The sequence below is a fragment of the Nocardia tenerifensis NBRC 101015 genome (assembly GCF_000308715.1).
In the GTDB taxonomy this organism is placed as follows: domain Bacteria; phylum Actinomycetota; class Actinomycetes; order Mycobacteriales; family Mycobacteriaceae; genus Nocardia; species Nocardia tenerifensis.
Window position 1 is genome coordinate 31,292 of the sequence record NZ_BAGH01000608.1, and the last position, 13,707, is coordinate 44,998.

The window sequence follows — 13,707 nt, forward strand, 5'->3', positions numbered from 1 at the left end:
TCACTCCCGGTCCGCGGAGCGCTTCTCCGCTACCGCGCGGGCGGCGGCGATGGTGCGGTTGTCTAGCCTTCGCCAAGCCGCCCCAGTGAACACCACCGCACAGGCCAGCCCTATCCAGAATGGTGCGGCCAGGCCGAAACGGCCGGCGAGTAGCCCGCCGACCAGTGCGCCGAGGAACAGCCCGCCGGCGCCGACGAGGCGGTACGCGCTGTGCACCCGGCCGAGCAGTCCGGGCGGCACGAGCGACTGACGCAGCGAGGAACCGATGGTGGTGAACACCGACAGGTGGACGCAGAACGGGATGAGGATGGCCACGGCGACGGCCGCACTGTGGGTCGACGCCATCCCCACATAGGAGGCCATTTCGATGAGCAGCCCGATCCGCAGGGTCGTGCCAGGACCGAGCGCGGCGATGATGCGCGGCGCGGCCAGACCACCGCACACGCCACCGACCGCGGCGGCGATGAGCAGCACCGCATAACCGGCGTCGCCGACGCCGAGCCGCTCCCGGGCGATCAGCACCAGCAGTGAAAAGATCGCGCCCAGGCCGATATTGGACAGGCCGACGGTGAGCGTGAGTGTGCGGACAAGGGTGTCGCGCCACAGCCAGCGCGCGCCGTCGACTACGGCGGCGCCGAGGCGCTGGCGACCACCGCGCGCGGGCGTGGCCGGTAACGTGCCCGCCAGCACGGCGACCGCGACAAGACCCACGGTGTCGACGAGAAACGGTGTCCAGGCGGCGATCCCGAACAGGGCGACGCCGAGGGGCCGGGCGAGCACCTGTTCGGTGACCGAGCGGGTGGCCTGCAACCGTCCGTTCGCGCGTTCGAGTTGGGCAGGCGCGACCAAGCCGGGAAGGGCTGTGGTGCAGGCATTGTCGAAGACCAGACCGGCGCAGCCGACCACGAAGAAGGCGAGGTAGAGCAGCGGCAGGCTCGCACGGTCGGTGGCCACGGCGGCGCTGACCGTCCCGAGCACCGCGATGCGGACGACCGTAGCGATGATCATGAGTCGCCGCCGGTCCAGGCGGTCCACCAAGACCCCGCTGGGCAATCCGAAGACGATGAACGGTGCGATCTGAACGACCATCAGTCCCGACACCGCTATCGGCTCGCGGGTGATCGACACGGCCAGCAGGTTCGCCCCGATTTGGGTCACTCCGTCACCGAACCCGGAAAGCGTTGCCGCCGACCATAATCTGCCGAACTGAGCTCCCAGGCGGGTCTCGGCGGCGTTCCGGCGCTCCATCGGCCCAACCTATCGCGTCCGGGATGCCGTTGGGCGCAGGCGTGAGTGCATCACGCCGCGTCACGCTCTTGCGGGGCAGGCGCCTTTCATGAAGTCGGCTTCGCGGGTGTGGGGTGGTCGAGTTGTTCGCGGAGGATGTCGCCGTGTCCGGCGTGCCTGGCGAACTCCTCGATCATGGCCAGCAGGGTCCAGCGCATGCTCACCTCTCCTTCGCGGGGGAAGACCTTGGTGTCGTCGAGGTCGAAGCGGGCGGTTATCTCCCTGGATCGTGCGCTGGCTCGTTCGAACTCGGCGATGACGTCGGCCAGGGACTCGTGGTCGGCGACGGCGAAGGTGCCCTCGTCTCGCTTCGAGTATCCGTCGCACTCGGATTCGTCCAGCTCCGCCCAGAAGCGTTGGAACCAAATGCGTTCCGCGGCGGCGGCGTGCTTGATGACGGAGATCGGCGTCGTCAGCGAGGCAACCAGCCGTCGACGGGCCTCGGTCTCGGACAGGCCGCGTGCGGTCGCGATGAGTGCCTCGCGGTTGCGATCGAGCATGTTCTCGATGATCGTTCGTTCGGGTCCGTTGGTGATTCGTTTGGTACGCAAGGGTTTTCACTCCATTCTTCCGAGGGGACGGCATAGGACGGCTGTGGTCGATCCGGAGGGCGGACGAGACGTCCGGCGACAGGGAACTAGCGGAGAGCTTGCGGATTCGCTCGCGCGGAGAGCGGCGATAACGGGCTGCGTCGACACAACGGCCCGGGCAGCGGGCTGAAGCCGCTGCCGCCTGATGGCAGTATGCCACAGGTTCCGACTCGGCACGCACAGGCTCCCGATCTCACCCCGTGGTCCGATTCCATGTCATACCAAGGGGTTACCCGCAACGAGAATCCAGCCGATAGCTTCGGTGTAGCGAACCCGTACCCGCCGCACGCCCGCTGGTGAAGCGGCCGATCGACCGGCTCGGGTGACGGGTGCCTCTCCGACTCAGCTTCCAGGAAGATCTATGACGACACCGACTTTGCTCTCCGAGTCATCTCCACGCTCATCGCGGCGCGGCGGCGCAGGCGGTGACTACGCCCGCCTGTTGCGCCGGATCTCCGCCGCGGGCCTGATGGACCGGCGTCCCGCCTATTACGCCGTCCGGCTCACCGCCGTCGGTCTCGCGTTCGCGGCCGGCTGTACGGCGTTCTTCCTCGTCGGTGACTCCTGGTGGACGCTGCTGGTCGCGGCGTTCATGGCGGTGATGTGCGCCCAGGTCGCGCTCGTCATGCACGATGTCGCCCATCGCCAGGTCTTTCGGTCGCGACGGTTGACGGAGGTCGTCGGCCGGGTCGTCGGCAACGCCGGCATCGGCCTGGCCTACGGCTGGTGGCAGGACAAGCACACCCGCCATCACGCCAACCCGAACCACGAGGAGCTCGATCCCGATGTCGCGCCGGACGTTCTGGTGTGGTCGCAGAAGCAGGCGCGGGCCAGCCGCGGCCTGCCCCGGCTCATCGGCAGGGCCCAGGCGTTCCTGTTCTTCCCGTTGCTGATGCTGGAGGGCCTCAATCTTCATGTCGCGGGCGTCCGCGCGCTCGGCAATCGGTCGGTCAAACGTCGTGGCCTGGAGGGCGCGCTGCTCTTCGGACACTTCGCGGTCTATCTGGCCGCGGTGTTCGCAGTTCTGCCCGCCGACAAGGGATTTGCGTTCGTCGCCGTCCATCAGGCGCTGTTCGGTCTGTACATGGGCTGCATCTTCGCCCCGAACCACAAGGGCATGCCGACGCTGTCCGGCGACGAGCGGCCCGATTTTTTGCGTAAACAGGTTTTGACGTCGCGCAACGTCCGCGGCGGTGTGCTCACCGATTTCGCCCTCGGCGGGCTCAACTATCAGATCGAGCATCACCTGTTCCCGAGCATGCCGACGCCGAATCTTCGCCACGCCCAAGTGATCGTGCGCGACTACTGTGCCGAGATCGGCGTGCCCTACCACGAGACCGGCCTGATCTCCTCCTACCGTGAGGCGCTGCGACACCTGCACCAGGTCGGTGCGCCCCTGCGCGCCGCGGACTGAACGCGGATCGGCGACTGTCCTGCCCGCCGATCCGCGGCGCCGCCCCACGGTCGCATCGCCGTCTAACGTCCCGCGAGTTCGGCTACGACGGGAGCCATCGTGTCGGCGGAATCTCCGCCGAAGACGAAGTAGGAGAAGCCGAGTTCCGCACGCCTGCGCTGGATTTCGTCGATGGCGGCGGCCGGATCGCTCGGCAGTATGGCGAGTGAATCGGCCGCGCGGAGGGCGGCGGGGTCGGTGTCGGGCGGCGCCATGAACGGCGCGACGGAGTCGCCGACGACCGACACGTGCAGCGCGAGCTCACGGTCGCCGATGGCGCGGAAATCGCTTACCAGCCGGGCGACGTCGGCACGGGACTCCTCCGGCATCAACGCGAAGGTGACGGTGTCGGCGACCTCGGCGGCCAGCGCCTGAGCCTTCGCGCCGCGCACGGCCATCGCCACCGGCGTACGAAGATCGGAACCATCGAGTTCCCTTAGCGCTCTTACAGTCTCACGGATCTGGGTCAGCCGCTCACTCGGCGCAACCACGGGAATTCCCTTCGCGCGCAGCTCATCCTCCATGCCCGGCCTGCCCGTGCCGATGCCCATCTCGAAGCGTCCCTCGGTGAGCACCGACAGCGAGTGCGCCTCCCACGCCGTCATCCAGGCCGGACGCAGCGGTGAGGCATACACCCACGTGCCCACCCGCAGGTCGGTGAGGGCCGCGGCGGTGGCCAGCGCGGGCCCGGGCGCGGGCTGCCACTGCGCGACGTCGGGCATCAACAGCGTCGAGTAGCCGCTGTCGGCAATGCGGCGCACGTGATCCCGCCACGTCGGCAGGTCGGTCCTGATCGGGGCGACAACTCCGAATCGAAACGGTCTGGTCATGCTGGATTCCTCTCCCACGGTCGGCGACAGCCTCTGCCCGCCAACGTTTTTCGTTGTCGAAACCACAGCCCTCTGGATGGAAGGTCCATGATCATCTCATCGAACGTGTAGACGGCGCACCCATCCGGAATTCATCGGGGCAGCCCGAACAAGTACGTATCCTGCTCGGCTCGGCGTCCTCCGAGGATGGTGCGCAAACGCGCGGAATTGCCTCTCCGATGCAACCTCGGCCCAGCTCCGCACTGGCGTGTACGCCGGCCGAACCGCAGGCCCGTGTCTTGCCGGTCCGGTCACGACGGCAGCAGGCTGTCGACCAGAGTCCGGGCGAACTCGTCAGCGGGCTGATTGCGGTCGCCCGTTCGGCGGAGTCGTCGGGTGCGTCCTCGTGGGCCGCGAGCACGTGCGCTGTTCCTCGGCATTCGGGATGACCGTCGACTCGGCGCGCAGCCCGAATGCGGGAAAATATTGAGCCAGCCAGTCCGTAGACGTGTCGGCTCCGAATATGGCAGGTGAGTCCTCGTGGCCGGGCCGCGCGGCTGACCGGTTCGTCCGTTGTCCGATTTCGCGGCGGGCCGGTGGATCGAGGTGGCACATGCGCTGCGGGTGTATGCGCTGATCGTGTGGTCGTGGTCGTGGTCGCGGCGGTGGTCGGTGTGGTTGAGCGTGAGGTAGGGCAGGCATCCGAATTCCGGGGGAACAGGGCCACGCTGCAGAAGTGCCCGTCCCAGAGCCGAATGAGCCGCTCCGAACAGGGCGGTCGTCGAAGGAGGTATATATGCACGGTCGCCAGGCACGTCGGACGAGACGAGCCGCCGTGGTCAGCTCGGTGCTGGCGCCGGTCTTGTTCGTCGCGCCCCAGGCGGACGCGGACGCGGCGCCGGAGCCCAAGCTGTTACTCGTCGAGCAGAGCTGCACCCTCAGCCATGTGCAGGATCCAGAGCCATGGCAAGCAGGCGGTGTTCACCATGTTCGGTTTACTGCGAGGCTGGCGCTGGGGTGGCAGAGGAGACGTGGTCTCCTTCGGGGTCGCGAAAGGCTCGGGTAAGGCGACGGCCACAGTGTCGCCTGGCCGCACGGAAACCGGCACGTTCGAACAGGCCCGATTCAGTGTCCAGGTGGAAAAGAATGGGTCGTTCAGCTCCTGGTCGGGGACGTGGGTGAATGTGGACGCAGTCATCCAAGCCGACCCGGACCAAGCGCCGAGCGCAGCCAGTGCCGGCGTGCAGATAACCGCGAGTAATCAACGCACCGGTCTCACTAAAACCTTCGAGTTCAAAGCAGGGTGCAGCGTCCGGTCCAACCCTGAGGGCGCATCCAGCGGTGACCCCACGGTGGAAGCCAAGCCGAGATGCTTCTATCAACGAGCCGAAGCTCCGGAGAATACTCTGACCGTGAGCCGTCTCACCCACCTCGAGGGGCAACACTGGCCGACGGGCGTGCCGATCGAAGTACGCTACGTCGACCAGGTCACGGTGACCTACCAGGACGGCACCTCGGACACGGCCCAACCCTATCGCTCGTTGGCCCAAACCGCCGCCAGTACCTTTCACAATAGTGTTGGCCAACTCGACCCGATACAGGCCGCGCAGCTGCGCCTGGCCAGTGCCGGTAGCCGCACCGTTGCCCCAGGAAAGAAAATCCAGAAGGTCGAGGTAGAAGAACTGGACACCCTCACCGCCCAGGGCACCGGCGTCCAGCGAAAAGTCAATTCCACCTCCCCCTGCGCTCCCGCGCCGGACCTGTGATGAATCGCCGGGCACCGGTACCGAGCAGCGGAGGACGGCTCGGCCGGATACACCAGTCGCTGACGCACTGTTCATAGATTTGGCCCAGCCGCGGCCGCTACGGCGCCGAATACCCTGTTGGCGCATTGGTCTTGCCGATGCCGCCCTGCACGACACCGGCATTTCCCTTGCGCTGATCGGATACCAGTGATGCCGCCGCGAACAGCTCGTTCGGGGCGGCATCACGCCGTATAAGCCCCGAGGCAACCGCTTACGGCCTCTACTGAGATCGGTGACGGTTGATCGAGTCGGCTGCACGCTGGGCACGGAGCGAGGTCCGACTGCGGCAACGTCCCTATCGTGTCTGGGTGAGACAGGGATTATGCCGCGACTGCGGCGCAAGCACGAGCATGTGGCGACGGCTAACGGCACCGAAATCCTTCCCGCACAGAAGTTCGGTCGGTCCATGGTACCGAGGGCGAACTCGGCAACGCGCGCGATACTTCACCTCCTCGCGGCCGCCTACGCCGGTCGCCGCGAAATCGTCTCCGCCGCCTTCGCGCTCACTCCTACCCGCGGAAGCGTGCCTGGACAACCCGCGGTTCGACCGCGACGCCCACCACGCCCTCGCCCAGATCCCGCGCCAGGACAACCGGCTGCTGAACTCGAAGATGGCCGTCCTCGCCGACCTCGCCGGGCTCTGATATTCAGTGCGGCAACCTCATCCCGCACGCACCCGCCGTCACCGGGCATAGTCGGCTCTGGGAGTGGGTCACCAGGACCCGCGGAACGCCGAAACCCACGAGGCGGATCGAGATTGCTGGTGTTCGCGCGCCGTCCTCTGCGATAGCGTGGTCCAAATTGCTTTGGATACATAATCGTCCACCGCCGCATGTGTGGGCGGACAGTTGCCTGGTGAACACGGCCGGGCACGAGGTGATGGTCGGGTTTCTGTGGCCCGTCTCACGTCTTCATTCCATCCGGCGGGTGGACTGCTCCGAATACTCGGTGTGCATGTCTGCTGTCCTGGCTCCTCGAGATCCCGGCAGACGAACACGCACCGTGTGAAACACCACTACGAGCTTTTGCCGGAGGTCTCAGACATGTCGATCAGGTCAGCCCTCGTGCTATCGATCGCGCTGCTCATGCCGACTATCGCATCACCGATGGCAGCGGCGACCTTTCCGCAGAACGGGACATTTTCTATCGCCAGCGCGCAGACCGGCCAATGCGCCTCGGAAGCCGACGACCATTCGATCGCGCTCGTGGACTGCGCACCACAGGACAAACACCAACAATGGCGCACAGAGGAGACCAATGATACAAAGGACGAGTTCTTCCTCCAGAATTTGGCGACCAGCCAGTGTATTTCGTTCCAAGGCGGGGGCCGCGATTTTCCGCTGAACACTCGTTCCTGCCAGAAGGGCGCGGCGAGGTACTGGAAGTGGAATTCGACGACCGCCATCTCCACCCCGTACAGCCTGCCGGCCGGTCCCAACTCGCCCAGCCGCACGACCACCGCGTGCTGGTATGCCGTCCGCAATACGGTCCGTGCAGCACCTTGCCGATATACCGAAAACAAATTGTGGGACGAATTCAAATGGAAAGTGCAGAAGCAAAAACCAGCCAACTAGGCAGTGATGCTCGGCGCACCACGCGAAGTACAAGCCAACGGTTGCATCCGGTGCAGTATCGAGAAAGCAGTCGCCGAGAGGTGAGCCGCGTGGTGATCTGTCCACTATCTTGAAGGAGCTTCTTGTCATGTGCGCACTTCTCTGGCGCCGCGGCCTTCGCGGTGCGCTCGGCTCACCAGGCCAGTTCGTGACCAGTACACGGCGTGCTGTAGCCGCTATGACGGTGACTGGAGGGCTGCTGGGGTCGGCGACCGCGCTCGCCGACCCCGCAGCACCGGTCGGCAGCGACCAGAGCTTGTCCGACGAGCAGAAACCCTGTACACAAGCCCCGGCGTACACCTCTAGTGGAAAAGGGCAGTGCTATCTCGTTCCCGAGGATGTCACCGCATTGGAGGTCGTATTGATCGGGGCCGGCGGCGGCGGAAACAGCGGACGGGGATACCTGCGTGGCGGCGGTGGGGATGACTTCTATTCCGGCAATGGCGGAGCAGGCGGCCAAACCGGCACCATCACCCGCTGCACGCTGACCGTCAAACCGAAATCAAGACTGCATCTGGGCGTGCCTGCCGGCGGCAAGGGAGGAACGGCAGGCGGATATAGTCCTGCGGCGGGTAACAGTACGGTGCTCTACGACGGCAAAAGTCTCCAGGATCCGTCCGACACCGTCAGAGCCTCCGCCGCGGGCGGCGGATTAGGCAAGCAAGGCCCCATCGGAACAGCTAAAGCCAAGTCCGGTAGCGGATGCGTATCCGCAGACGAGAAGGGTAAAACCGCCACTATTATCGTTGGTCGTGGCGGTGCACCCGGTACCGAAGGCACCGCCGACACCGCGGGCCAGGGCGGGGCGGGCGGCCGGTTCGCCCCCGGAGAGGTTCCCGACCAATGCCTGGCCCTGGACCCGAAAACCGGTGAAGGCGGCGACGGCGGCGACGGCACAACCACCGACAACTCGGTCACGCCGAAGAACGGCCGCCCCGGCGGCCCCGGTTGTCTCACCATCACCCCCGTGCCCCCCAGTTAGCGCGGATACCAGTCGGCGAAATCCTCGTTGCTCCACCGGCTTTCGAGCCGGTCACGCATCCACATCGCCGTGGTGCGGCGGGGATTGCCGGCACGGGTCACGTGCGCGGTCAGCGGCGCGACCGACCTGGCCGGTCCCGGTCCCGGTCCCGGTCCGAGCGACATTCGCCAGTTTCTTCGCCGATGCAGTGCTGTTCGTGCCTCGCGGTGTGGCTGCTCGCCGGCCGCGACAAATTCCAAGATCACCGACAGAGTCGAGTTCATGCAATGCACGACGCAGAAGAAAGTGAAGACAGCACTGCGAAGCGCCAGACCATGACGCCAGGGCTGGGGTCGGCCAGCCTCGTGTCCAGTGCTGCTCCGCCTCGTATGGTGGGTGGCGCGCACGAAGCTGACCGGCCGCGCTCGAGGTTGCGGTAGAAAGGACGACCGAGATCGACGGCATTTGGATCGATGTCGGCGGGCAGGGTAGATCCTGATCGTGCTGGCGCAGGTGGGCTGCCGCGTCCGTCAGTTGGTGAGGACGTCATCGAAGGTGCCCTTGATGCGTGGGCGGTCGAGGTCGTAGCGGCAGACCGTCACCACGCTGTATGACTCCGACGGCCCCGCACAAGCCGACCCCGCCGTGCTGGCGACCGTCGCCACCGCCTGCCGCGACCACGAGGTACTCACCTTCGACTAAACGGACCGTCCGCGACGGGTAGAGCCCCACTCCTCGTCGCCATGGACGCCGGCTACACGCTCGACGCCGATCCTGCCGTCATCGAGCACCGTCGCCGACTGAATCCACGAGAACACGCTTCGATGAAGGTGCGGCGGGAAGCACTTCGCCTCGGTGCGTTGCCTATCGAGATGTGCTCGGCCGGTTGGCTTTCGAGTGTTCGGGTCCGCCGCTGAGCAACGCGGCAAAAGACATTCAGATGGCATTGCGCCGTTCGTCGCGTCTGCGCACGGTGCGCAGGCCGCAGGCTTGGCCGACGCTCGCTCCTTCCAGCAGGATTTGGAGCACGATCATGAGGTAGCCGAACAGCCATCTGGCCAGTGTTTGGAGGACGCGGGGACGGCGGCCGTCCTTCCAGCGGAGCACCCGCATGCCGAACAGCAGTTTGGCGAGGCTGCCCCGGAATAGCAGGGTGCCCACTACATGGTTGACGAACGAGACGGCGAACAAGCAGGGCAGGAACACCGGTGCGAACTCGGCGATGCCTGCGTGGGCGTGAAATACCCTGACGGCCAACGCGAAAGCGATGATGAACGCCAGCAGTCCGTCCGTCATCGCCGCCAGAGCGAGCCGGTTCTCCCCCGCCTCTTTCGGCACCCACACTCGGCCCGGCGGCGATTGCCGACGCGAATAGGCAGCTGCGGGTTCGACATACGGTGCGTTCACGGACCACATTGTGCACACCGCCGCCACTCGTGCCCAGCAGCGAGAATTGGGGGCCGGTCGATGCGCGGCGACGTCAACTCGTCTTGCTCGACGCGGTTCGAGCGCGGACGTGAATGCGCTCCCCGTGTCGGCCGAACAAACTCAGCACCTCGACGGTGCCGCGCCCGGCGGCTCCGAACCAGTGCGGAATCTGGCAGTCGAACTCGGCCGCTTCCCCGGTGTTCATGACGAAATCGTGCTCGCCGAGCCGCACGCGCAGTTTGCCGCGCAGGACGTAGAGCCATTCATAACCCTCGTGGGTTCGCAGGTAGGGCTCTTCGTCGTGGGCGGGGATGATCATTTTGTAGGCGCGGGGATCGCCCTGGTGCCGGGACAGCGGAATCAGTATCCGGCCGTCCTTCTTGGTCGGCTCCTGCGGTACGCGGGGGTCGACGATACGGGGTGTGGCGACGATCTCGTCGAGGGGGACGTCGAGCGCGACCGTGATCGGCAGCAGCAACTCCAGACTCGGTTTGCGCTGACCTGATTCGAGCCGCGAGAGCGTGCTGGTCGACAGGCCGGTGGCGCGGGCGAGGTCGGCCAGGCTGAAGTTCTTCTGCTCGCGGGCGCGCCGTAGCCGGGGCGCGATCTGTTCGATCACGGCGCCGATGGTCGGTTGGGCATCCATGGATCCAGTGGAGCAATCCGTCCCAGAATCGGCAACGTTCTTTGCCGATACCGCACGCTCGCGCCGATGCTCGTCTCGGAGGTGATGACGGATGTCAGAAGTAGTGGATACGACGACGTGGGACGCGCTGGTGATCGGCGGCGGCGCGGCCGGGCTGACGGCCGGAATCGTGCTCGCGCGGGCCCGGTTCGCGACGATGATCGTCGACGGCGGGCCGCCCCGGAACGCGCCGGCGGAGGCGATGCACGGTTTCCCCACCCGCGATGGCATGCCGCCGGAGGAGTTCGTCGCGACCGGCAAGGCCGAGTTCACCGGCTACGGTGGCATATTGGCGCGGGCATCGGCGGTGGACGCGCGGCGGACACCCGAGGGCGAGTTCGAGATACGTCTGAGCGATGGGCGATTGACGCGCGCGCGGTCGGTGCTCGTCGCGACCGGGATCACGGACGAACTGCCCGATATCCCGGGATTGGCGCAGGGCTGGGCGACGGTGGTGCACCATTGCCCGCACTGTCACGGCTATGAGGTCCGCGGTACGAACGTGGCAGTCATCGGCGGTGCGATGGCGGCGGTGTCGATTCATCTGGCGGCACTGATGCGCCGGCACACGAAGTCAGTGACGTTCTGCGCCAATGGGTTCGAGGTTTCGGACGCCGACCGGCAACGGCTCACCGCCTACGGGGTGCGCCTGGTCGACGGGCTCGTGCGAGCGGTCGCCCCGGAGGGCGATTGCGCGCGAGGGGAATTGACCGCCATTCGACTCGAAGGCGGCGAAACGGTGATCTGTGACGCGATTTTCGTCGCGCCGCGGCCGATCCCACACGACTCGATTCTGACCGCGTTGGGCGCGAACGCGGATCCGGCGAGCGGGCTGATAGCGGTGGATTCGCAAGGGGCGACGAGCGTTCCGGGACTGTGGGCGGCCGGGAACGTCGTCAATCCCCGAGCCCAGGTGGTCACCGCGGCAGGCGCGGGCTCGACCGCCGCGGTCAATATGACCGGCTGGCTGCTGGAGAAGGAAATGTCGGCAGCAGGGGGTGATCGTCCATGACCACTCAGGCGAACCGCAGGCTGCCCACAGGGGTATACCTGCTGGGCTTCAGCCTGTTCGCGATGGGTAGCGCCGAGTTCCTGCTCGCCGGTGTGCTGCCCGAAGTGGCCACCGATCTGGACGTCCCGCTGTCGTCGGCCGGAATGCTGATCACCGCCTTCGCCATGGGCGTCGTCCTCGGCGGGCCGCCGTTCGCGGTATTGAGCCTGCGCTGGCCGCGCCGCACCACGCTGGTGGTCACTCAGGCGGCGTTCGCCATAAGCATCGGCGTTGGGCTGCTCGGCGACTATCCGGTGCTCTTGGTCTCCCGGATCGTGGCGGGCGTCGCGTACGCGGGATTCTTCGCCGTCGCGTCGGTGACCGCGATCGGCCTGGTCACCCCGGACCGGCACGCCCGCGCCTCGGGCGCCGTGGTGAGCGGGCTCAGCGTCGCGATGGTCGCCGGTGGCCCCATGGGAACACTGCTGAGCCATTTCAGCGGGTGGCGGGGTGGATTCTGGGCCGTGGTGGTTCTGACCCTGGTCGGGATTGCCGGCTGCGTCCTTGGAATACACTCTGTTACAACAGGTTCCCGGCCGAGTACCGATGTGACACGCGAGTTCGCCACGATCCGCACGCCGAGGCTGTGGGTGATCTACGCGATCACCATCCTGACCACCGCGGCATACATGATCACGTTCAACTATTCGGCCGCCATGCTCGCCGACATCACCGGTCTCGCTGAGGTCTGGATACCGGCCGTCCTCGCGCTGTTCGGTATCGGGGCCTTCGCCGGACTCTCGATCGGCGGCCGGATCGCCGACCGCCGGCCGCATCTGGCACTCGCCACCGGAGCGGGCTCGATCGTGGTCCTGTCCATCGTGCTCGCAGCGACGATGCGGCACGCCTGGATCGTCGTGCCGACAATATTCCTGCTGGGTGTCGCCGCCTTCGTCCTCAATCCCGCCCTCTACGGCCGAGTGTTCGCCATCGCAGGCAGCGCCCCGACCCTCGCGGGCGCCACCACGGTGTCGGCCTTCCAACTGGGCATCAGCGGCACCCCGGTGCTGGCGGCCGTAACCCTCAGCCACGGAACGGCTCTCACCTCGGTGTGCCTGATCGGAGTCGTCCTCGCGCTGCTGGCGCTCCCGCTGATCCGACTCGACCAGTCACGACAGGACCGAACGCCGGCACAGCACGCCGCCGCGCAACCATCGGCCGCCGAACTCGGTTGACCCAGTGGCACTCCCGTCGCGCTACCAACGGGAGTGCCACTGTCGCAAGGCCCTTCGTCGAGCAGACCGGTCTTCACTCGGCGAATTCCGGCCCGACGACGTCGAAGACGACTCCGGTATGGAGTAGCTCGGTCGCGGACAGCCCGAAGGTGTTGCGGAAGGTGTCGCTGAAGTGCGACGGCGAGGCGAAACCCGCCTCGACCGCGCCACGCGTCAGATCCTGACCGGACGCCAGGGCGTAGACGACGCGGCGCAACCGGGCCCACTGCTGGTAACGACGGAACGTGGTACCGGTGCCGCGGGCGAACAGTCGCAGGAAATGCGAGGTCGACAATCCGAGTTCGGCGGCGAGTTCGGGAGCGCGGTAAACCCGCTGCGGGTAAGCACGAATAGCGTTGGCCACGGCCGTGATTCGCGAATCCACCGTAGCCGCCGCGGGCCCCGCGAGCCGCCGGACGATCATCTCCGGCGGCTCGCCCGCTCGGCACGCCGCGGCGATCTCGGCCTCGGCGCGGTGGCCGACGCCGAACCGCCCGACCGTTTCGTCCATGGCCGCGCCCATGCTCGACGCCGAATGCCCTGCGGGATCGGCGAAGAGCAGAAGCACCCTGCCTTCGGGCGCGAGCACGCGATGCGGAACGCGAGCGGGCGCGTAGACGCTGCGCACGCGCCGCGTGCCGAGGCCGGGGGACTCGAAGATCAGCGGCGCGTCCACCGCGATATTGAGCACGTCGACCGCCGCCGCATGGTCGACGACGGGGATATTGGGCCCCAGGTATCCGGCGTGATCGGGCCGGATCCACACCCGTGGCCGAGCACCGCACGTTTTCGGAAGCGCACCCGCGAGCAC

14 protein-coding genes are annotated in these 13,707 nt (G+C 66.7%); 6 read left to right on the forward strand and 8 right to left on the reverse strand.

Annotated elements, in window-relative coordinates; translation table 11 throughout:
* Together ON39_RS43160 and ON39_RS43165 are read right to left on the reverse strand one after the other, a co-directional pair.
* Entirely contained in the window at positions 1 to 1,248 is a 1,248-nt protein-coding gene (locus tag ON39_RS43160) for an MFS transporter (protein ID WP_040742869.1), read from the reverse strand.
* A gap of 86 nt (positions 1,249 to 1,334) precedes the next feature.
* Positions 1,335 to 1,838, reverse strand: a complete 504-nt coding sequence (locus tag ON39_RS43165) for a DinB family protein (RefSeq protein ID WP_040742870.1) — start codon at positions 1,836 to 1,838, stop codon at positions 1,335 to 1,337.
* A gap of 400 nt (positions 1,839 to 2,238) precedes the next feature.
* Between ON39_RS43165 and ON39_RS43170 the strand changes: the two genes are divergently transcribed.
* Positions 2,239 to 3,291 carry a fatty acid desaturase family protein gene (locus ON39_RS43170; RefSeq protein WP_040742871.1) on the forward strand — a complete coding sequence of 351 codons (1,053 nt, stop codon included), beginning with the start codon at positions 2,239 to 2,241 and terminating at the stop codon, positions 3,289 to 3,291.
* A 62-nt stretch (positions 3,292 to 3,353) separates the two neighbouring features.
* On the opposite strand, the gene ON39_RS43175 is transcribed toward ON39_RS43170, so the two are convergent.
* On the reverse strand, positions 3,354 to 4,160 hold the full coding sequence (locus ON39_RS43175; protein WP_040742872.1) for an LLM class flavin-dependent oxidoreductase: 807 nt from the start codon (positions 4,158 to 4,160) through the stop codon (positions 3,354 to 3,356).
* Positions 4,161 to 5,083: 923 nt separating this feature from the next.
* Here ON39_RS43175 and ON39_RS43180 point away from each other — a divergent pair.
* The 3 genes from ON39_RS43180 (at position 5,084) to ON39_RS49445 (ending at position 8,539) form a co-directional block, all read left to right on the forward strand.
* Complete coding sequence (locus tag ON39_RS43180; protein WP_040742873.1) at positions 5,084 to 5,905, forward strand: hypothetical protein; 822 nt, start codon at positions 5,084 to 5,086, stop codon at positions 5,903 to 5,905.
* Positions 5,906 to 6,987: 1,082 nt separating this feature from the next.
* Entirely contained in the window at positions 6,988 to 7,518 is a 531-nt protein-coding gene (locus ON39_RS49440) for an RICIN domain-containing protein (protein ID WP_146251224.1), read from the forward strand.
* 217 nt (positions 7,519 to 7,735) lie between these two features.
* The gene (locus ON39_RS49445; RefSeq protein WP_146251223.1) at positions 7,736 to 8,539 is read left to right on the forward strand and encodes a glycine-rich domain-containing protein; all 804 of its coding nucleotides are present in this window, start codon (positions 7,736 to 7,738) and stop codon (positions 8,537 to 8,539) included.
* Here ON39_RS49445 and ON39_RS49450 read toward each other — a convergent pair.
* From ON39_RS49450 to ON39_RS43195, 4 genes are all read right to left on the reverse strand, one after another.
* Positions 8,536 to 8,703 carry a hypothetical protein gene (locus tag ON39_RS49450; protein ID WP_157195641.1) on the reverse strand — a complete coding sequence of 56 codons (168 nt, stop codon included), beginning with the start codon at positions 8,701 to 8,703 and terminating at the stop codon, positions 8,536 to 8,538. The genes ON39_RS49445 and ON39_RS49450 overlap by 4 nt on opposite strands.
* Positions 8,704 to 9,048: 345 nt before the next feature.
* Positions 9,049 to 9,210 carry a hypothetical protein gene (locus ON39_RS49455; protein WP_157195642.1) on the reverse strand — a complete coding sequence of 54 codons (162 nt, stop codon included), beginning with the start codon at positions 9,208 to 9,210 and terminating at the stop codon, positions 9,049 to 9,051.
* Between the two features lie 244 nt (positions 9,211 to 9,454).
* Positions 9,455 to 9,925 (reverse strand): RDD family protein, encoded by a 471-nt coding sequence (locus tag ON39_RS46595; RefSeq protein ID WP_157195643.1) that lies wholly within the window; start codon positions 9,923 to 9,925, stop codon positions 9,455 to 9,457.
* 73 nt (positions 9,926 to 9,998) lie between these two features.
* Positions 9,999 to 10,592 (reverse strand): helix-turn-helix domain-containing protein, encoded by a 594-nt coding sequence (locus ON39_RS43195; RefSeq protein ID WP_040742875.1) that lies wholly within the window; start codon positions 10,590 to 10,592, stop codon positions 9,999 to 10,001.
* A gap of 91 nt (positions 10,593 to 10,683) precedes the next feature.
* Here ON39_RS43195 and ON39_RS43200 point away from each other — a divergent pair, with 91 nt between their 5' ends.
* Together ON39_RS43200 and ON39_RS43205 are read left to right on the forward strand one after the other, a co-directional pair.
* On the forward strand, positions 10,684 to 11,643 hold the full coding sequence (locus tag ON39_RS43200; RefSeq protein ID WP_051187858.1) for an NAD(P)/FAD-dependent oxidoreductase: 960 nt from the start codon (positions 10,684 to 10,686) through the stop codon (positions 11,641 to 11,643).
* On the forward strand, positions 11,640 to 12,857 hold the full coding sequence (locus tag ON39_RS43205; RefSeq protein ID WP_051187859.1) for an MFS transporter: 1,218 nt from the start codon (positions 11,640 to 11,642) through the stop codon (positions 12,855 to 12,857). Before ON39_RS43200 ends, ON39_RS43205 begins: the two co-directional genes overlap by 4 nt.
* A 73-nt stretch (positions 12,858 to 12,930) precedes the next feature.
* Here the strand turns inward: ON39_RS43205 and ON39_RS43210 are convergent, their stop codons facing one another.
* Positions 12,931 to 13,662, reverse strand: coding sequence for a helix-turn-helix transcriptional regulator (locus tag ON39_RS43210; RefSeq protein WP_051187860.1), 732 nt, complete (start codon positions 13,660 to 13,662; stop codon positions 12,931 to 12,933).
* Between the last annotated feature and the right edge of the window lie 45 nt (positions 13,663 to 13,707).

Coding starts and splice junctions, on each gene's coding strand:
- ON39_RS43160 (WP_040742869.1), bottom strand. CDS start 1,248: ATGGAGCGCCGGAACGCCGCCGAGACCCGCCTGGGAGCTCAGTTCGGC.
- ON39_RS43170 (WP_040742871.1), top strand. CDS start 2,239: ATGACGACACCGACTTTGCTCTCCGAGTCATCTCCACGCTCATCGCGG.
- ON39_RS43175 (WP_040742872.1), bottom strand. CDS start 4,160: ATGACCAGACCGTTTCGATTCGGAGTTGTCGCCCCGATCAGGACCGAC.
- ON39_RS43180 (WP_040742873.1), top strand. CDS start 5,084: ATGTGCAGGATCCAGAGCCATGGCAAGCAGGCGGTGTTCACCATGTTC.
- ON39_RS49440 (WP_146251224.1), top strand. CDS start 6,988: ATGTCGATCAGGTCAGCCCTCGTGCTATCGATCGCGCTGCTCATGCCG.
- ON39_RS49445 (WP_146251223.1), top strand. CDS start 7,736: ATGACGGTGACTGGAGGGCTGCTGGGGTCGGCGACCGCGCTCGCCGAC.
- ON39_RS49450 (WP_157195641.1), bottom strand. CDS start 8,703: ATGTCGCTCGGACCGGGACCGGGACCGGGACCGGCCAGGTCGGTCGCG.
- ON39_RS43195 (WP_040742875.1), bottom strand. CDS start 10,592: ATGGATGCCCAACCGACCATCGGCGCCGTGATCGAACAGATCGCGCCC.
- ON39_RS43200 (WP_051187858.1), top strand. CDS start 10,684: ATGTCAGAAGTAGTGGATACGACGACGTGGGACGCGCTGGTGATCGGC.
- ON39_RS43205 (WP_051187859.1), top strand. CDS start 11,640: ATGACCACTCAGGCGAACCGCAGGCTGCCCACAGGGGTATACCTGCTG.